Here is a 16,655-nt window from a genome sequence, read left to right as displayed (position 1 = left end):
TTCTCAAGGTACTTCGGCCGCGCGCCGGCTTCTGGGCGCGGGGTCCGGAGAACGTCCACGCAACAGGGCTTCCGGGTTGCTTTGCAGATAATCCGCCAAGGCGCGCAGTGAACGTGCCGTGCGGCCCAACTCGGTCAAGGTACGTTGCAGGTCGGCGACCGGTCCGGTTTCGGTGCCCATGATCGTCGCAATCTGCCCCATGGCGCGCGTCGCCTGCCGCAAGGCGGCCTGTGCCTCGGGCGCGACCTGGCGGTCCAGCCTGGTAACCAGGCGGCTCGCGCTCGCCAAGGTCGTATGCAGGTCGTCGGCGATGCGATCGAACGGAATCTTCTCGATCTTCGCCGCGATGCTGGCAAGCTGCTGCTGAAGCTGGTCCAGGTTGTTGGGCACCGTCGGGATCTCGGCCGGCATGGACATGGTAAACGCCACCGGCGGCGCCTGTGGAAACTCATCCAAGGCCACATACAGCTGTCCGGTGAGCAGATTGCCGGTGCGCAGCTGCCCCCGCATGCCCCGTTCGATCAGCTGTGCCAGCAGCCTGCCGCTGGGATTCTGGAAGTCCGGGCCGGCGTATTCGTGCACCACCTTCGCGACCGAACCCAGCCTGTCCGGATATATCGTTCCGCTGATCACCGGATAGAACTGCGCGCCGGCGCGATCGAACCGCATGTCGATCGCGTCCACCTGCCCCAGCGCGATCCCATGGAAATCGATGGGCGCGCCGACGCTCAATCCGCGGACCGATTGGCTGAAGCGCATCCGCACCTTCAGGGGCGCGCCGTCGGGTCTTGCACGGGCGGCCTGTTCGCTGTCGAAAATGGGAAAGGGCCGGTCGCGCGCGCTGGCATCGCTTGCCGCCATGTCGCTGCTCCGGCCGAAGTCTTCGAACGCCAGGCCGCCCAGCGCGACGGCGAGGATCGACTGCGTGCGCACTTGAAGTCCCTGGGCATTGATGGAAACATCCACGCCGCTGGCGTTCCAGAAGCGTGTGGCGTCGTTGACGTAGCGGTCGTTGGGCGCATCGACGAATACCTGCACGTTGACGTGCCGGCCCTCGCCATCCAGCTGGTATCCGATGACCTGGCCGACCGCGATGCGCCGGTAGTACACGGGCGATCCGATATCCAGCGAACCCAGGGTGGCCGTTTGCAGGTTGAATCTACGGCCGGGCCTGTCCTGCAGCACTTCGGGAGGCGCCTCCAGGCCGATGAAGTCGGTCTTTGGATGCCCGGCCACGGGTTTGCCGGGTGCGTCCACACCGATATAAGCGCCGGAAAACAGCGTGCCCAGCCCCGAGACGCCGCTGAATCCCAGGCGCGGACGAACTACCCAGAAGTTCGTGCCCTGCTGCGCCAGCGACGCCGCCTCTTTCGCCAGCCTGGCCGTGGCGATCACGTGCGAGCGATCCTCGGCCAAACGGACACCTTCTATCTGGCCGACGTTCACCTCTTTGTAGCGGATCTGCGTCTTGCCGGCCTCGATCCCTTCGGCCGTTGCGAACGTAATGGTGATGGCCGGTCCCGATTCGTACCAGGTCCGCAACACGAGCGCCGCGCCGGCGAGCAATGCCACCAGGGGGACCGCCCATATCCACGATAGATGACGCTTTTTCCGCGTGATCGTGGCTGCGCCGACGGGCGGGCCATCGCCGGAATCGTTGTCCTGCGCCATGCGTGTCCCCTTGCGGGCTGGCCCGCGACCAGTGCATGTACTGCATGCGCCCCGGGGTCTCCGGAGCCTGTCGGCTGGGATCCCGCGGCGGACGTGGACAACCTATGAACAGCGTGAGCTCATCGGTGTTTTGCCAGAATATAAGCTTCAGGACAATCTGCGGTGCACCAATTCCGTTGTCATTGCGGGGACGGCAGCGTCTTTTCCCACCTGGCGATCGCGGCCACGACCGCGTCCGGATTCTCGGGTACGAGTGCGTGGCCTGCGCCCGGGATGACGACCATCGTCACGCGGTCGCCGAATTCGTCCTTGACTTCATTGCGTGTCGCCGCGGGCTTGAAGGGATCGTCGCCGGCTTGCAGGTCCAGCATCGGCGCGCTGCCGCCTGACCACCAGTCCGATTGCCGGGTCGCCTTGCCGGCCAGGCGTTCGCTTTCATTGACGCGTGGATACCATCCGGTCAGCCAGACGCTGGCGTCATGGCCCGGCGCGAAGAAGGCGTACTGCAGGGATTTCAGGCGTTCGGCGTCGGGCAGCGACAGGTCGCCGCTGCGGTCGACGTGTTCGCTCAAGCCGGGCGGATACTGCTTTGCCGCGGCTGCCAGGATGACGACCCCGCGCACCAGTTCCGGATGGTCGACGCTGGTGGTGCGCGCGACCCAGTTGCCGAAGGCGTGGCCGACGATCACCACGGGCTCCCGCGCCCGGTCCCCGATGACCGCCGCGATGTCGTTGGCCAGGTCGTGCAGCGTGATGTTGTCCATCGGGCCCGTGCTCTGCCCGATGCCGCGCGGCTGCGGGCGCAGGACGCGGTAGCCATCGTCGGCGAGCCGGCGCGCGACGTCGTCGAAGTCCTCCGCGCCGCGCCCGCGCGATGGCAGCAGCACCAGCGGCCGGCCGGCGCCTTCCTCGATGACGTCGATGCGGACGTCGGGCGCGGCCTGCACCAGGACATGATGACGCGCGGCGCCGGCCTTGCTGCCGCCGGCGGTGCCATACGCTGCATCGGCCAGCGTCGTGGAGGCAGCGGCCACGGAAGCCGCGCGCCCTGCCCCTTCCACATTACGGTCTATCCATCCCAGGATCAGGTCGGCGACCTGCAGGTTGTTCCTGTCCTGCATCATCATGTGCGAGTTGCCGTGTATGCCCATGGCCGGAAGGCTCATGAACTCACCCGTGCCGCCCGCGGACTTGAAGGCGGCGATGAAGTCCTGGCAGGCCTTGAAGCGCGGCGCCCAGCGGCTGGACTGCTGCACATGGTCGCCGAAGACGACCAGGATGGGTATGCCCACCAACGCCCGGGCTTCTTCGACCTTGGGGCACTCGCCGGGCTCGACGGCGACGATGCCGGCCACGCCCTCCTTGTTCAAGGCCGCGGTCTGGAAAGGATAGATGCCGGATTGGGAATGGCTCATCAGTACCGTGCCCTTCAGCTTGATCGCAAGTTTGGATAGATCGGCGACCGTTGGATTGGGCGTCGGCAAGGCGGTCAGCCAGTCCGGCACCATCTGCTGCCAGAGCTCGGCCTGCGCCTGCACCGGGAACTGCGTGTCCGCGTAGGCCTCGGGGTACTTGGGACCGAAACGGAAGATGGTCCAGGCCGCTTCGTGCCCGGCCGCGAAGACCGCGGGCAGGCTGTCCGGCGCGGCCTTGCCCAGGTGCACGGCGTTGATGCCCGATATGTCCGTCGCCGACCGGCCGCGGCCAGCCTGGTCGATGGTGTACGTGGCGTAGCCCTTGCGCACGAAATACTGGTTCCAGCCCATCCTGCCGTCGGGCGTGGTTTCCCAGGTCTTGCCGGTCAGGCAGCAACCATGGATCAGCGTGATCGAATAGGGTTTGGCGTTCACGGGGACCTGGTACTGCACGTACATCTGGTCCACCGTGACGGTGCCGCGCGGATCGTATTTCTGCGTCAAGGACAGGGTTTCCGAAGCCTGTTCGCGGCCGCCGACGAAGAAGCTGCCTTCGTCTTCCAGGACCAGCGGGGGCTTGACTGCGGGCGCGGCGCTGGGGGCGACACTGGGCGCGGCGCTGGGGGCGACACTGGGCGCGGCATCGGGAGCCGCCATGGCCGGCGACACGACAACAGCGGAAAGAACCGACAGGACGAACAGGCCGGCGAGCGGCCTGGCTAGCAATCCACGCAAGGACATGGCGGGGGCTCCACGAAGATCCGTCAAGGACGACCGCGCAAGGACGGGATGACGGGATAAGGAATCGGGCTGGCTTCTGTCGGCCGCTGCTAGTCGCGCACCGCCCCCGCGGACGGATACTCCCGATGACCTTAATGGTTCCCGCGATTCGCCGCAAGTGCCCTCGCGGCGTAAAGCCGCGCTATGCGGCGGCCAGGAGGTCGCTGCGGCTGGGCGTGCGGTCCGCGCCGAAGCGGTAGCTGGATGCCGCGATGGCGCCCATGAAGTCCTCGCTGTAGATACGCGTCGCCGGATCGTCGCCGGCGGCGCCCAGCACCACCATGAGCGGAATCAGGTGGTCCTCGCGCGGATGGGCCACACGCGCACTGGGCGCCTGCTCCCATTGCGTGAGAGCCTGGCGACGCTCCCGCGGCGTCGTGTCCAGCAGCACATCGCGCAACCACGCGTCGAAGGCGGCCGATGGCGCGGCGGCGCCCGGGCCCCAGTTGCGCAGGTTGTGATAGCTCAGGCCGCTGCCCAGGATCAGCACGCCTTCGTCGCGCAGCGGCGCCAGGGCCTGGCCCACCGCGATGTGGCGCGCGGGGTCCATGTCCGCCATCATGGACAACTGCACGACGGGAACATCCGCCCGCGGATACATGGGCGCCAGCATGCTGAAGGTGCCGTGGTCGTAGCCCCGCTCCGGATCGCTATGCGCCGGCCAACCCGCGTCCGTCAACAGTCTGCGCACCCGTTCGGCCAGCTCGGGCGAACCGGGGGCGGGATAGCTGATGTGATACAGGTAATCCGGGAAACCGTAGTAGTCGTAGATCATCCCTGGCCGGGGCGAGGACGACACGGTCAGCTCCGGCTCCTCCCAATGGCCCGACACAACCAGGATCGCCTTGGGCGGCGCGGGCAATTGCGCCGGAATGTCCCGCAGCGATTGTTCCAGCACCGCATAGCGCTCGCGCATCTGGCCTTGCATGTAGGGCCAGGGCCCGCCGCCATGCGACAGGAAATAGACGGGCATGCGGGCGGCCGCCGGATCGGCGGAAGCAGTGGTGGCTGACGCCGTGGCGGCGATGGTAGTCATGTCTTGGACCCGAACGATAGGACGGCGATATTGTCGCCCCTCGGGCGAACCGGGCCATTGTGTAACGGCCCGGCCCGGCCGCGCAAGTCAGGTGCTCGCCACCGGGTACAGATGGCATGCCACCTGGCGCCCCGGCGCAACCGTCCGCAGGGCCGGATATTCCGCCTTGCAGACGGGCATGGCCTTGGGACAGCGCGGATGGAAATGGCAGCCGCTGGGCGGCGCCAGGGGCGAGGCGATGTCGCCGTCTATCTTGGCGATGGTGATTTTCTGCCGTGGGTCGGGCACCGGCGAAGCGGCCCGCAGCGCCTGCGTGTAGGGATGCAGCGGTTCTTCGAACAGCGGATCCACGGGGCCTTTTTCTACCACCCGGCCCAGGTACATCACCGCGACGTTATTGCAGAAGTGGCGCACGACGCCCAGGTCGTGGGAGATGAATACGAAGCTCAGTCCGCGGCTGCGCTGCAGGGCTTCCATCAGCAGCAGCACCTGCGCCTGGATCGAGACGTCCAGCGCGGATACCGGTTCGTCCGCCACGATCAGGCGGGGATTCAGCGCGAGGGCGCGCGCGATGCCCACCCGCTGGCGCTGGCCGCCTGAGAACTCGTGCGGATATTTGCTCATGGCCTGCGCCGGCAGCCCCACTTCCAGCAAGGCGGCTTCCACCTTGGCGCGGACGTTCGCGCGCGTGGCCACGCCATGCAGCAGCATGGGTTCTTCCAGCGTCGCGCCTATGGTCATGCGCGGATTCAGCGACGCATAGGGATCCTGGAAGATGATCTGTATTTCTCGGCGCAAGGCCTGCAGGCGCGCGCGGTCGAAGTCGACGATGTTCTCGCCCTTGTAGCGGACTTCGCCGGACGTCGGCTCGATCAGGCGCAGCAGGCTACGGCCGGCGGTCGATTTGCCGCAGCCGGATTCGCCGACGATGCCGAAGGCCTCGCCTTCACGCACTTCGAACGACACGTCGTGCACGGCGTGCAGGACCGCTTTGCTGCCGCCCAGGAAGCCCTGCTTGACGACGAACTGCTTGGACAGCTTGCGTACTTCCAGCAATGCGTGCGCGCTCATGCCGAGGCCTCCGTGTTGACGTCCGCGTCGACGGCGTCGGCGCGCACCCAACAGCGCGCCAGGTGATGGAGGTTGCCGCCGACCGGGGCCAGCGGCGGAACCGCCTGCCGGCAGCGCGGCTGGACCAGGGGACAGCGATCGGCGTAGCGGCAACCGGGCGTTTCCACCGTGATGGGCGGCACCTGGCCAGGAATGGGCTGCAGGTCGGCGCGCGGACGATCCACGCGCGGCATGGAACGCAGCAGGGCCTCGGTATAGGGGTGCGTCGGCCGATCGAACAGGGACTGCACGTCGGTCTGCTCGATGACGCGGCCGCCGTACATCACCGCCACGCGGTCGGCGATGGACGCGACCACGCCCAGGTTGTGCGTGATGAACACCATGCCCATGTCGCGCGTCGCCTTCAGCTCGGCCAGCAGCGCCAGGATCTGCACCTGTATCGTCACGTCCAGCGCGGTCGTCGGCTCGTCGGCCAGCAGCAGCCTGGGCTCACAGGCCAGGGCCATGGCGATCATGACGCGCTGGCGCATGCCACCGCTGAACTGGTGCGGATAATCGTCGTAGCGCCGCGCCGCCGCCGGGATGCGCACCCACTCCAGCAGTTCCAGCGCCCGCGCGCGCGCCTGTTCGCGCGTGGCGCGGCGATGAAAGCGCACGGACTCGGCGATCTGGCTGCCTATGGTCATGACCGGATTCAGCGAGGTCATCGGCTCCTGGAAAATCATCGCCATCGCGTTGCCGCGTACCTTCTCCATCTGCGGCTCCGACAGCGCGAGCAGGTCCTGCCCGTCCAGGCGGATCTGGCCGCCGGCGATCCTGCCCTGCGCCGGATTGATCAGGCGCATGACCGACAGCGCGGTGATGCTCTTGCCGCAACCGGACTCGCCGACGATGGCCAGCGTTTCGTTGCGGCCCACATGCAGGCTGAGGTCGCGGATCGCGGGATGCCACTGCCCCTTGATGCGGAATTCGGTCGTCAGGCGGCTGACGGACAGTACTGGCGCGTCGGTCTCGTGCGGGGAATTATTCATTGCGCAGTTTCGGATCGGTGGCATCGCGCAACCCATCGCCCAGCAGGTTCAGCGAAATCATGATGATCAGGATGGCGATGCTGGGGAATATCACCAGCCACGGCGCGTCCAGCATGTTCTCGAAGCCGTCGCGTATCATCCCGCCCCAGGTCGCCGTGGGAGGCCGCACGCCCAGCCCGATGAAGCTGAGCGACGCTTCGGTACGGATGGCGGTCGCCAGCCACAGGGATCCCAGCACCAGGATCTCGTCCAGGATGTTGGGCAGGATGTGCCGCAGCATCAGGCGCAGGTCCGAATACCCCAGCGCCCTGCCCGCTTCCACGAAATCGCGCTGCCGCACGGCCAGGGTCGGAGCGCGGGCGATGCGGGCGAAGGGCGCGATCGCCGTGAACGAAATCGCGATGATCAGGTTGACCATCGACGGCCCCAGCACCGCCACCACCAACAGGCCCATGACCAGGCTGGGAAAGGACAGCAGCATGTCCATGACCGCCATGATGACGCGATCGGTGCGCCCGCCCTTGTAGCCCGCGACCAGGCCGAGCAGGCCGCCGACCAGCATGGCCACGGCGATCGACGCCACGCCGATGAACAGCGACACCCGCGCGCCGTACAGGATGCGCGCCCAGACGTCGCGTCCGTAGGTATCCGTGCCCAGCATGTGTTCGGCGGATGGACCCATCAGCTGCGCGGCGATGTCCTGCTCGTTGGGATCCAGGTGGGCGAGCCAGGGCGCGAAGATGGCCGCAAGGACGACCAGCAGCGTGACGATGGCGCCAGCGCTGGCCGCCTTACGGCGCCAGCACAGGCGCAGGAGCCGCGCGGCGCGCGATGGCGAGGAAACGGCGATAGCGCTCATTGGTTGCGCACCTTGGGATCGATGACCCCGTACATCAGATCGGTCAGCAGGTTGGCCAGCACGATGACGAAGGCGTAGATGACCAGCATGGCCTGCAGGGTGGGATAGTCACGCGAGTTCAGCGCGATGACGATGAGCTTGCCCAGGCCGGGCCGGTTGAAGACGATTTCCGTCAGCACGGAATTGCCGATCAGCACGCCCAGGTACAGGCCGATGACGGTGACGATGGGAATCAGCGCGTTGCGCAGCGTGTGGCGCCACACCACGAAGCGCGCCGGCACGCCCTTGGCGCGCGCGGTGCGGATGTAGTCCTCGCCAATGACGTTCAGCATGCTGGAGCGCGTCACCCGCGTGATGTAGGCCACCATGATCAGGCCCAGGTTCAGGGCGGGCAGCACCAGCGCGGCGGCGCGCTTGCCGGGATCGGCATAACTGGCCTCGCCGATCACCGGCAGCCATTTGAGCTGGATGGAAAACAGCAGCAGCAGGAGGATGGCGGAGATGAATGCGGGAAAGGAAAGCCCCAGCAACGAGACGCAGCGGATGACGAAATCCAGCGCGCGGTTGCGGTAGCGGGCGGCGATCACGCCCAGGGGCAGGCCCACCACGATGCCGATGACGATGGCCGCCAGCGTCAATTCGATGGTGTAAGGCAGGACCCGCGCCACTTCCGACAGCACCGGCCGGTTGGTGATCATGGAGCGGCCCAGGTCGCCGGTGAGCACCGATCCCATGAAATCCAGGTATTGCCGCCACAGCGGCAGGTCCAGCCCCAGTTGCCGGTGCAACTGCTCGATCGCCTCGCGCGTCGCGTTCTCGCCCAGGATGACGATCGCCGGATCGCCGGGCGCGATGCGGACGATGACGAAGACGATGGTCAGCACGCCCAGCAGCGTGGGCACCGCCATCAACAGCCGTTTCAGCACGTACAGCAACACGGGTTTTTTCCTAACGCGGGAGCCGGAACCGGGAATGCGTGAATACTGCCATCCACATGAAGTCATCGTCAATATGAAATTTTCACTTGCGTGATTCCATCACGAATGGAAGAATTCGCCTGTCCCAATACCCTTCGAGCCTCATGCCTCCCACTTCCGCTTCCTATGAAGCCCGTAGCGTCGCCGACCTGTGGCTGGGCCAGCAGATCCGCCGGGCGCGCAAGCAACAAGGCCTGTCCATCTCCAAGCTGTCGGAGATGTGCCAGATCTCGGTGGGCCTGCTCAGCCAGGTGGAACGCGGCATCAGCTCGCCGTCGGTGCGCATGCTCAGGGTCATCTCCGACGCCCTGAACATCCCCAGCACCACCCTGTTGGAATTCGGCAACTCGCCCGCCGCCGACGAAAAAGGCGTGGTGGCGCGCGCCGGCAGCCATCCCGCGCTGAAGGCGCCGGAAAAAGGCATCGAGAAAGTCATCCTCACGCCCCAGCCTTCGGCCGGCATCAATGTGTACCGGGCGTATATCGAGCCGGGCGGCTCGACCGGAGAGGAGTTGTTCACCATCGAGCGCGGCGAACAGGTCGGCCTGGTGCTGGCCGGCACGCTGGAGCTCTGGATCGAGGACAAGAGCTTCACGCTGCATCCCGGCGACAGCTTTCGCTATCACAGCAAGGCGCCGCATCGCTGGCGCAATCCGGGCCAGGAAAAGGCCGAGGTGCTGTGGGTCGTCGCCGCGGTGCCCTTGCAGGAGTCCGCGCCGCCCGCGGCGCCCGCCGAATAACCATCGTCATCACTACGCATAAACCAAGGGGAAGCCGTTATGTCGATTGCACGCATCAAGAACGCCGCGCTGTTCGCCGCTCTGCTGGGCGCGGGTATGGCCACGCTGGCGCCCGCGCCGGCGCTCGCCGCCCAGGTCCTGAACGTCGGCATGGCGGCGTCCGACCTCGCCACGCTGGACCCTCACCGGGCGTCCGCCACGCAGGAAAAAATCCTGATGCCCTGGCTGTACAACGGCCTGACCCGCTTCAAGCCGGGTTCGGTTTCGCTGGAAAGCATCGAGCCCGACCTGGCGGAAAAGTGGGACGTCTCGGCCGACAAGAAGGTCTGGACCTTCACCCTGCGCCAGGACGTCCAGTTCCACGCGGGCTTCGGCAAGATGACCGCCGAGGACGTGGTGTTTTCCCTGGACCGGGCGCGCGATCCCAAGACGTCCTCGTTCGCGGCGGACTTCGCCAACGTCGAGAAGGTCGAAGCCGTGGACCCGCGCACCGTGCGCATCACGCTGAAGTCGCCGTCCGCGGACCTGCTCTACACGCTGGTCGGCTACCAGGGCGGATTCATCGTCAGCAAGAAGGCAGTGGAGCAGCGTGGCGACAACTTCCGCCTGCAACCGGTGGGCACCGGGCCCTTCGAGTTCGAGGCCTACCAGGCCAGCCAGTCGGTGACCTTCAAGGCCAACAAGCAGTATTTCCGGGGCGCGCCCCGCATCGACCAGATCGTCTATCGCTACATCCGTTCGGACGCCAGCCGCGACCTGGCCTATGAGTCCGGCGAACTCGACCTGGTCTACGGCCGGCAGGACCAGCGCTGGGCCGAACGCATGAAGGACCGCGCCGACACCAAGCTGGACATCATCGAACCGGCCTACCAGGGGCTGGCTTTCCTGAACACCTCGCGCAAGCCTTTCGACGACCTGCGCGTGCGGCAAGCGATCGCCTATGCGATCGATCCCAGCCGGATTGTGCTCTTCAAGGGGAAACTGGTGGCCGCCGACTCGCCCACCGTCATCCCGACGGCCACGCTGGGCGCGGATCCGAGCGTGCATCTGCCCGGCTACGATCCCGCCAAGGCGACCGCCCTGCTCAAGGAAGCCGGCCACGCCAACGGCCTGAGCTTCAAGGTCATCCAGACGCAGAACGCCGCCACACTCGGCCCGGCGCAGATCATCCAGGCGCAGCTGAAGAAAGTGAACGTGCTGATGGACATGGACGTCGTCGAGCACGCGACCTACCACCAGCAGATCCGCAAGGATCTCAGCGACCTGGTGATCTACGCATCGTCGCGCTTTCCCATCGCGGACAACTACCTGAAGGAGTTCTATCTCTCCAGCAGCGCCATCGGGCAGCCCACCGCCGCCGCCAACTTCTCGCATTGCAACGCCGCCGATGCCGAGATCACCGCGGCCAGCAAGGAGCTGGACCTGGAAAAGCGCAAGGCGCTGTGGAAACAGGCGCAGCAGAAGATCGTCGACGCGGTCTGCGCCATTCCGCTGTTCGAACAGAAGATCGTCTGGGCCAGCCGCAAGTCGCTGGACTATGGCTATGACCTGCAGGGGTCCTTGTCCTACGGTCCGCTGATCACCGAGAAGACCTCCCTGAACAAATAACCGCCGCGTCTCCACATCATGCGTCCAGCATTGCAGGCCCTGGAGGGCCGGGATTTCGACATCGCGATCATCGGCGCGGGCATCAACGGCGCGGCGACCGCCCATGCCGCCGCGCAGGCCGGCTACCGCGTCCTGCTCGTCGACAAGGCGGACTACGGCTCCGGGTCCAGCGCCCGGTCCAGCCGCCTGCTGCATTGCGGGCTGCGCTACCTGATGCCGGGCGGCCCGGTGACCACCTTCCTGCGCCATCCGGGCCGCTTCCTGGACGCGGTGCGCACCATCAAGCGGTCGATGGCCGTGCGCAGCGAGCTGGTGCGATCCGGGAAGGCCGGCCTGAAGCCCTTGCGCATGCACTATCCCCTGTTCAAGGATGGGCCCTATGCGCCGTGGATGGTGGATGTGGCCTTTGGCATCCTGGGCGCGGTATCCGACGGCAAGGTGCCGCTGGACTATCGCCGCACGTCCGCCGCGCGTGCCCGTGCCGAGAATCCCTTCCTGGCCTTCATCGCCCAACCCGAGCGCATCGCCAGCATCGCGTCCTACACCGAGTACCAGTTCGACTGGCCCGAACGCGCCGTGGTGGACCTGGCGATGCAGGCCCAGGCCATGGGCGCGGTCATCCGCAACTACACCGCGGCGACTTCCCTGCGGCAGCAGGACGGCCACTGGATCATCGGGCTGCGTGACACCGTCGAAGGCAACGAGGCGACCATCGGCGCGCGCGCCGTGATGAACCTGGGCGGCGTATGGGTGGACCAGGTCAATGCGCTCGCTGGCAAGCCCGTATCGCGCAAGATCACCGGCACCAAGGGCGCGCATCTGGTGTTCCGCCTGCCCGAGTCCTGCCGCGGCCAGGGCTTCGCGGCGATGTCCACGCGCAACCGGCCTTTCTATTGCATGCCGTGGCGCGACCTGCATTTCTTCGGGCCGACCGAGACCCTGTACGAAGGCGACCTGGACGATGTCCATTGCGACCGTGACGACGTCGACTTCATCCTAAGCGAAGTGAACCACCTGTTCCCGGCATTGAAGCTGGGAAGGCGGAATATCGTCTCGACGTGGGCCGGCATCCGGCCGCTGACCTTCGACCCCGCGCTGCCCATGGGACACCGCTCGCGCCGCATCTACGATCTGGCCGACGATGGCCTGCCCGGCGCCTACGCCTTGAGCAACGGTTCGCTGGGCGCGCATCGCCGCACGGGGGCGGATGTGCTGCAGGCTTTGCAGGCGCGCCTCGGTCCGCCGGCGGGCGCGGCGGCCACGGCCGTGCCGGAGGACTGGTCCCGCACGCCGGCCGACGAACACGTGGTGACGTTGGAAGATCATCTGGCGCGCCGCCGGGGCCGTGTCTGGGATGCCGACCTGGGCCTCGCGGATATCGGCACCGATGCCGCCGAACTCGGCCGGGCGCTGGGCTGGCCGCCGGCGCGCGTCGAAACCGAAATCGTCGAGTACCAGCGGCTGGCACAGCGGCTGTACGGTGTCCGATGAGCAGTCAACTGCCTGGCCTACCCAGCGAGCTATCGATATGAGCCTGGTACTGATACGCAAGACCGCTCCCACCGCGCAATGGGTCGAAGCCCTGCGGCACGCCTGTCCCCACCTGGAGGTGCGCGTCTGGCCGGACACCGGACCCGCCGAGGACGTGGAGTTCGTGCTGAGCTGGGCCGCCGATCCCGGCGTCATCGCCGGCTTTCCGAACCTGCGTGCCGTCTTTTCGCTGGGCGCCGGCGTGGACCACATCCTGAAGGATCCCACCGTGCCCGCGCACCTGCCGGTAGCGCGCATGGTCGACCCTACGCTGACCACCGGCATGGTGCAGTACGTCTGCATGGCGGTGCTGCAACGGCATCGCGGCTGGGATGCCATGCGGGCATTCCAGCGCGAACATGCATGGCGACGGCCGGAAGCGCGCGTAAGCCGCGTCGGCATCATGGGGCTGGGCGAGCTGGGCAGCGCCTGCGCGCCTGCCTTGCAGGGCCTGGGCTTCGAGGTCGCCGGCTGGAGCCGGCGGGCCAAGACGCTGGCGGGCGTGCACGCCTACGCGGGCGAGGACGGGCTGCATGCATTCCTGGCGCGCACGGATATCCTGGTCAATCTGCTGCCCTTGACCGCGGAGCTGGAAAACATACTCGACGCCGACACGTTCGCGCGCCTGCCGCGCGGCGCCTACCTGATCAACGTGGGCCGTGGCGAGCATCTGGTCGAAGCCGACCTGCTGGCTGCGCTGGACGCGGGACAGTTGTCCGGTGCCACGCTCGATGTATTCCGCGTCGAGCCGCTGCCGGCCGATCATCCGTTCTGGACGCGCGCAGATATCGCCATCACGCCGCACAACGCCAGCATGACGCACCCCGGCACGGCCGCCGCGCACGTGGCCGCCAATATCGCCCGGGCGCGCGCGGGACAGGCGCTGCTCGGGCAGGTGGACCGGCAACGCGGATATTGATGCGCAGGGCACCTGGCGCAGGGCACCTGGCGCAGGGCACAGGGCACCTGGCGGGGGCGCCTCACGCAGGCACCCGGCGCCGCCACGCCATCAGTGCCCGCAATGCCCCCGCAGCCTAGCGCGGCTGGCCTTGCCGAACGCCCATCATCGCGCGGGACAGCTTGCTGGCCGCGGACAGGATATGGTCCTTGTTGTCCAGCAGTACCTGCTCGGTCAACCGCGATAACGGCCCCGAGATGCAGATCGCGCCGACCAGGCTCCAGTTGATGCCATAGACCGGCGCGGAGATGCTGGACACTTCCGCATCGCGTTCGCCCAACGACATCATGTAGCCCGCGCGCCGTATCGATTCATAAGGCTCGTCGGGCTCGCCCGAGAACGCCAGCAGCACGCGCCCCGGACTGCCCAGGTTCAGGGGCAAGGCGGCCCCCACGCGTACGTGATGGCGTATCGACCTGGGGCCGTCCACACGGGCCAGGCAGATCCGCTGCTTGCCTTCGCGCACGTAGAACGTGGCGCTTTCGCCGGTGGCATCGGATAGCTCGCGCAGGACCGGCTGCACCACTTCGAGCACATTGAAAGTGGCCTGGTAGCAGGCCCCCAACCAGCCGGCTCCCTTTGCCAGGCGCCAGTTGCCGTCGGGCCGCTGCGCCAGATAGTCGTCCATCGCCAGGGTGCGCGCCAGACGCAGCACCGTCGATCGGTGGCAGCCGGTGCGCCGGCTCAATTCCGCCAGGGACAGGTAGGCGTCTTCCACGCCGAAGGCTTCCAGGATGCGCATCGCGCGCCGTACGGCGATGACGCCTTCTTCCGGGCCAGCGCCTTCTTCCAGGCCGCCGGTTTCATGGTCAGCCAGTTCCGATTGCTTCATACCGTGATACATGTCGCGTTCTATGAAATGGCATTGTAGTACGTGGAACAACGCACCACAATGCGCGCAATAGATAAAACACAGGAGACAACGATGCTATCCATCCGTCGTATTTGCGCGGCCTTTATCGTGGGCGCCTGCGCCCTGCACGCCACGGCCGCCCTGGCCTATCCCGACAAACCCATCCGCCTGATCGTGCCCTTCCCTCCGGGCGGCGGCACCGACGCGCTCGCGCGCCAGGTCGCCAACGAGATGGGAACCATAAAGGGTTGGACCTTCGTCATCGAAAACCGGCCCGGCGCGGGCGGCAACCTGGGTGTTGACCTGGTCGCCAAGTCGGCGCCCGACGGCTACACCCTGGTCATCGGCCAGACCAGCAACCTGGCGATCAACCCGACGCTCTATGCGAAGCTGCCTTACGACCCGGAGCGCGACCTGACGCCCGTGGGCCTGGTCGCCGACGCACCGCTGGTCCTCGTGGTGGCCAGCAACTCGCCCTACAAGACGCTGGCCGACGTGGTCGCGGCGTCCAAGGCCAAGCCGGGCTCGCTGGATGTGGCGACTTCCGGCAATGGCACGGTGGCCCATCTGGCGACCGTCATGTTCCAGAAGGACGCGGGCATCAGCTTGACGCACGTGCCCTACAAGGGCGCGGCGCAGGGCTCCACCGACCTGATCGGTGGCCAGATCGCCATGTACATGTCGTCGGTGCCGACCCTGATCGGCCACATCCGCAGTGGCGCGATGCGCGCGCTGGCCGTGACGTCCCTGCAGCGCACGGACGACCTGCCCGATGTGCCCACCTTCGCCGAATCCGGTTTCAAGGACTTCGACGCGGTGACCTGGTTCGGTCTCGCCGGCCCCAAGGGGATGCCCGCCGACGTGGTCGCCACGCTCAACAAGGCGCTCAACGCCGCGCTGGAGGCGCCGGCGACGCGCAAGTTGTTCCAGGCGCAGGGTGCCGCGGTGCGCAGCAGCACGCCGGAGGCTTTCGGCAAGCTGATCCATGACGACCGCGTCCGCTGGGGCCAGATCGTCAAGGAATCCGGCGCGCGTATCGACTGAGGATTTGTCCCGGCCCGCCGGGGCCTGGCCCGACATGCAAAACAAATAGAACAGAGAGACAACATGACGACATCGACGACTTCCCCACATAACGGCCGCAGGCGCTTCCTGGCGTCCGCGGCGATGCTGGCCGTTGGCGCGGCGGGCGCCCGCGCCGCGTCCGCCGCGCCGGACGCATGGCCGGCGGGCAAGCCCATCACCTGGGTCGTGCCCTACCCCCCCGGCGGCAGCACCGACGTATTGGGCCGCAGCATCGCGCAGCAACTGAATGGCTTGCTGGCGACCACGGTCATCGTCGAGAACAAGCCCGGCGCCACCGGCACCATCGGGGCGGCGCTGGTCGCCCGCGCGGCGCCGGACGGCCTGACCTTGCTGGGCACCTCGATCGGACCGCAGGCCATCGCGCCGCACATGATGGACAAGCTTCCCTACGACCCGATCGCGTCGTTCGCGCCCGTCATCACGATCGGCACCATTCCGCACATCCTGGTGGTGGGAGCCGCGCAACCCTATACGACGCTCAAGGATCTGGTAAAGGCGGCCCTGGCGTCGCCGGGCAAGCTCGCGTTCGCCTCGGGCGGCACCGGCACCATCCTGCAGATGCAGGGCGAACTGCTGCAACAACAGACCGGCGCGAAGTTCCTGCACGTTCCCTACAAAGGCGACACGCCCGCGCTGCAGGACACGCTGGGCGGACAGGTGCAGTTCATGTTCGCGCCGGCCGCCGCCGCCTTGCCGCATGTCAAGAGCGGCGCGCTCCGCGCACTGGCGGTGACGTCCGCCAAGCGCCTGGCCGCCCTGCCCGATACGCCCACCATGACCGAGCAAGGCTACAAGGACTTCGTCGTCGAGCAGTGGCAGGCGGTGTTCGCGCCCGCCGGCACCCCGGCGGCGATCGTCACGCGCCTGAACGCCTCGATAGGAGAGGCCTTGCGCCGCCCCGCGGTCGTGGAACTGGCCGGCCAACTCGGCATCACGCTGGCCGGAGGCTCGCCCTCCGACCTGGACGCGCTGCGCCGCGCCGACTTCGAAAAGTGGGGTCGCCTGATCCGCGCCGCGCACATCAAGACCTGAACCCCTAT

The 16,655-nt window shown here is 67.1% G+C and carries 14 protein-coding genes; 6 read left to right on the top strand and 8 right to left on the bottom strand.

Translation table 11 applies throughout. The features are described from left to right. Positions 1–3: 3 nt before the first annotated feature. The 7 genes from CAL12_RS13475 to CAL12_RS13445 form a co-directional block, all read right to left on the bottom strand. Positions 4–1,671: a PqiB family protein gene (locus CAL12_RS13475; protein WP_086064909.1), complete on the bottom strand. Its 1,668-nt coding sequence runs from the start codon at positions 1,669–1,671 to the stop codon at positions 4–6. A 179-nt stretch (positions 1,672–1,850) separates the two neighbouring features. Further along, positions 1,851–3,827, bottom strand: a complete 1,977-nt coding sequence (locus CAL12_RS28465; protein WP_232464797.1) for an alpha/beta fold hydrolase — start codon at positions 3,825–3,827, stop codon at positions 1,851–1,853. Between the two features lie 181 nt (positions 3,828–4,008). Beyond that, positions 4,009–4,902, bottom strand: a complete 894-nt coding sequence (locus tag CAL12_RS13465; protein WP_086064908.1) for a DODA-type extradiol aromatic ring-opening family dioxygenase — start codon at positions 4,900–4,902, stop codon at positions 4,009–4,011. Between the two features lie 87 nt (positions 4,903–4,989). After that, positions 4,990–5,973, bottom strand: a complete 984-nt coding sequence (locus CAL12_RS13460) for an ABC transporter ATP-binding protein (protein WP_086064907.1) — start codon at positions 5,971–5,973, stop codon at positions 4,990–4,992. Then, a complete protein-coding gene (locus CAL12_RS13455) occupies positions 5,970–7,004 on the bottom strand; it encodes an ABC transporter ATP-binding protein (protein ID WP_086064906.1) in 1,035 nt (344 codons plus the stop codon). The genes CAL12_RS13460 and CAL12_RS13455 overlap by 4 nt, the downstream gene beginning before the upstream one ends. After that, a complete protein-coding gene (locus CAL12_RS13450; RefSeq protein ID WP_086064905.1) occupies positions 6,997–7,863 on the bottom strand; it encodes an ABC transporter permease in 867 nt (288 codons plus the stop codon). The genes CAL12_RS13455 and CAL12_RS13450 overlap by 8 nt, the downstream gene beginning before the upstream one ends. Next, positions 7,860–8,801 (bottom strand): ABC transporter permease, encoded by a 942-nt coding sequence (locus CAL12_RS13445; protein WP_086064904.1) that lies wholly within the window; start codon positions 8,799–8,801, stop codon positions 7,860–7,862. Before CAL12_RS13445 ends, CAL12_RS13450 begins: the two co-directional genes overlap by 4 nt. A 143-nt stretch (positions 8,802–8,944) precedes the next feature. Here CAL12_RS13445 and CAL12_RS13440 point away from each other — a divergent pair, with 143 nt between their 5' ends. From CAL12_RS13440 to CAL12_RS13425, 4 genes are read left to right on the top strand one after another with little or no spacing between them, the layout of a single operon-like run. Then, the gene (locus tag CAL12_RS13440) at positions 8,945–9,580 is read left to right on the top strand and encodes a helix-turn-helix domain-containing protein (RefSeq protein ID WP_086064903.1); all 636 of its coding nucleotides are present in this window, start codon (positions 8,945–8,947) and stop codon (positions 9,578–9,580) included. A gap of 39 nt (positions 9,581–9,619) precedes the next feature. Next, on the top strand, positions 9,620–11,188 hold the full coding sequence (locus CAL12_RS13435) for an ABC transporter substrate-binding protein (protein WP_086064902.1): 1,569 nt from the start codon (positions 9,620–9,622) through the stop codon (positions 11,186–11,188). Between the two features lie 18 nt (positions 11,189–11,206). Then, the gene (locus CAL12_RS13430) at positions 11,207–12,679 is read left to right on the top strand and encodes an FAD-dependent oxidoreductase (RefSeq protein WP_086064901.1); all 1,473 of its coding nucleotides are present in this window, start codon (positions 11,207–11,209) and stop codon (positions 12,677–12,679) included. A 37-nt stretch (positions 12,680–12,716) separates the two neighbouring features. Next, entirely contained in the window at positions 12,717–13,637 is a 921-nt protein-coding gene (locus CAL12_RS13425) for a 2-hydroxyacid dehydrogenase (protein WP_157792978.1), read from the top strand. A gap of 115 nt (positions 13,638–13,752) precedes the next feature. Here the strand turns inward: CAL12_RS13425 and CAL12_RS13420 are convergent, their stop codons facing one another. Then, entirely contained in the window at positions 13,753–14,508 is a 756-nt protein-coding gene (locus tag CAL12_RS13420; RefSeq protein ID WP_086064899.1) for an IclR family transcriptional regulator, read from the bottom strand. Positions 14,509–14,601: 93 nt separating this feature from the next. Between CAL12_RS13420 and CAL12_RS13415 the strand changes: the two genes are divergently transcribed. After that, positions 14,602–15,573 (top strand): Bug family tripartite tricarboxylate transporter substrate binding protein, encoded by a 972-nt coding sequence (locus CAL12_RS13415; protein WP_086064898.1) that lies wholly within the window; start codon positions 14,602–14,604, stop codon positions 15,571–15,573. A 63-nt stretch (positions 15,574–15,636) separates the two neighbouring features. Further along, positions 15,637–16,647, top strand: a complete 1,011-nt coding sequence (locus tag CAL12_RS13410) for a Bug family tripartite tricarboxylate transporter substrate binding protein (protein WP_420042775.1) — start codon at positions 15,637–15,639, stop codon at positions 16,645–16,647. Positions 16,648–16,655: the final 8 nt, after the last annotated feature.

This window comes from Bordetella genomosp. 8 (assembly GCF_002119685.1).
In the GTDB taxonomy this organism is placed as follows: Bacteria; Pseudomonadota; Gammaproteobacteria; order Burkholderiales; family Burkholderiaceae_B; genus Bordetella_C.
This window is presented reverse-complemented; position numbering and strand designations above follow the sequence as displayed.

What these genes read in the sequence shown, in the direction of transcription:
- CAL12_RS13450 (WP_086064905.1), bottom strand. Translation starts at nt 7,863, where the DNA reads ATGAGCGCTATCGCCGTTTCCTCGCCATCGCGCGCCGCGCGGCTCCTG.
- CAL12_RS13455 (WP_086064906.1), bottom strand. Translation starts at nt 7,004, where the DNA reads ATGAATAATTCCCCGCACGAGACCGACGCGCCAGTACTGTCCGTCAGC.
- CAL12_RS13420 (WP_086064899.1), bottom strand. Translation starts at nt 14,508, where the DNA reads ATGAAGCAATCGGAACTGGCTGACCATGAAACCGGCGGCCTGGAAGAA.
- CAL12_RS13465 (WP_086064908.1), bottom strand. Translation starts at nt 4,902, where the DNA reads ATGACTACCATCGCCGCCACGGCGTCAGCCACCACTGCTTCCGCCGAT.
- CAL12_RS13435 (WP_086064902.1), top strand. Translation starts at nt 9,620, where the DNA reads ATGTCGATTGCACGCATCAAGAACGCCGCGCTGTTCGCCGCTCTGCTG.
- CAL12_RS13410 (WP_420042775.1), top strand. Translation starts at nt 15,637, where the DNA reads ATGACGACATCGACGACTTCCCCACATAACGGCCGCAGGCGCTTCCTG.
- CAL12_RS13415 (WP_086064898.1), top strand. Translation starts at nt 14,602, where the DNA reads ATGCTATCCATCCGTCGTATTTGCGCGGCCTTTATCGTGGGCGCCTGC.
- CAL12_RS28465 (WP_232464797.1), bottom strand. Translation starts at nt 3,827, where the DNA reads ATGTCCTTGCGTGGATTGCTAGCCAGGCCGCTCGCCGGCCTGTTCGTC.
- CAL12_RS13460 (WP_086064907.1), bottom strand. Translation starts at nt 5,973, where the DNA reads ATGAGCGCGCACGCATTGCTGGAAGTACGCAAGCTGTCCAAGCAGTTC.
- CAL12_RS13440 (WP_086064903.1), top strand. Translation starts at nt 8,945, where the DNA reads ATGCCTCCCACTTCCGCTTCCTATGAAGCCCGTAGCGTCGCCGACCTG.
- CAL12_RS13430 (WP_086064901.1), top strand. Translation starts at nt 11,207, where the DNA reads ATGCGTCCAGCATTGCAGGCCCTGGAGGGCCGGGATTTCGACATCGCG.
- CAL12_RS13475 (WP_086064909.1), bottom strand. Translation starts at nt 1,671, where the DNA reads ATGGCGCAGGACAACGATTCCGGCGATGGCCCGCCCGTCGGCGCAGCC.
- CAL12_RS13425 (WP_157792978.1), top strand. Translation starts at nt 12,717, where the DNA reads ATGAGCCTGGTACTGATACGCAAGACCGCTCCCACCGCGCAATGGGTC.